The following is an 851-nucleotide window of genomic DNA, read 5'->3' as shown; positions in this document are numbered from 1 at the left end:
GGGTTGGGTCGCGCATACAGCGAATAGCGGGGGCAGCTTCCAGCATGCTTTCAACCAGATCATTCAGCGCTTGTGAATCAGACTTTAGAGCGGATGAAAAGTTCATACCTTGCCTTTGAGACATAATGCAGGTGCCGTGATCTCCCAGGGTTCCGCTGATAATGACTTTGTCACCAGCCTTTATATTCACAGGTGATAAGTTGATGTCTTCAGGCAATGCGCCTATTCCTGTGGTGTTGATGTAAACACCGTCACCATGGCCTTGCTCTACCACTTTCGTATCACCGGTAACGATTTTAACCCCAGCCTCTTGGGCTGCCTCAGCCATAGAGTCGACAATGCGTTTTAGTTCAGAAAGCGGGAAGCCTTCTTCTAGAATAAAGCCAACACTTAGGTAGAGGGGCTGGGCACCTGACATGCAGACGTCATTGACTGTGCCGTGCACCGCTAAACTACCGATATTCCCGCCAGGGAAAAATAAAGGGGAGATGACATGGCTGTCGGTGGCCATGGTAATGCGAGACTGTGGTAGTGAAAGTGTTGCTTGATCAGACTTTTCTTGTAGGTAGCTATTATCGAAAGCTGGCAAAAAGAGTTCATCAATTAACGTGGCTGACGCTCGGCCACCACTTCCATGAGCCATCTCGATGAACCCATCCTTGAAATCCAGTGTGCTTGAGGTTTTGTTAGTCATTGGCGGGGCTCTGTCTACTGGGTGTTGGGTTGATAGCGATAGTAAGCTGCGCACGCGCCTTCAGATGATACCATGCATGAGCCAAGCGGGTTTTCAGGGGTGCAGGGCTTGTTAAATAGTTTGCATTCGTAGGGTTTTTTTTGCCCCGTCAAAACGG

At 49.4% G+C, this 851-nt stretch carries 2 protein-coding genes; both read right to left on the bottom strand.

Features of this window, described 5'->3' with window-relative positions; genetic code table 11:
• On the bottom strand, positions 1-694 hold a 694-nt coding region (gene hypE / locus A3729_RS25225), incomplete at its 3' end, for a hydrogenase expression/formation protein HypE (protein ID WP_068634408.1).
• A gap of 14 nt (positions 695-708) precedes the next feature.
• Entirely contained in the window at positions 709-846 is a 138-nt protein-coding gene (locus tag A3729_RS31130) for a hypothetical protein (protein ID WP_082882179.1), read from the bottom strand.
• Positions 847-851 lie beyond the last annotated feature (5 nt).

It is taken from the genome of Oleiphilus sp. HI0043 (assembly GCF_001634935.1).
This window is presented reverse-complemented; position numbering and strand designations above follow the sequence as displayed.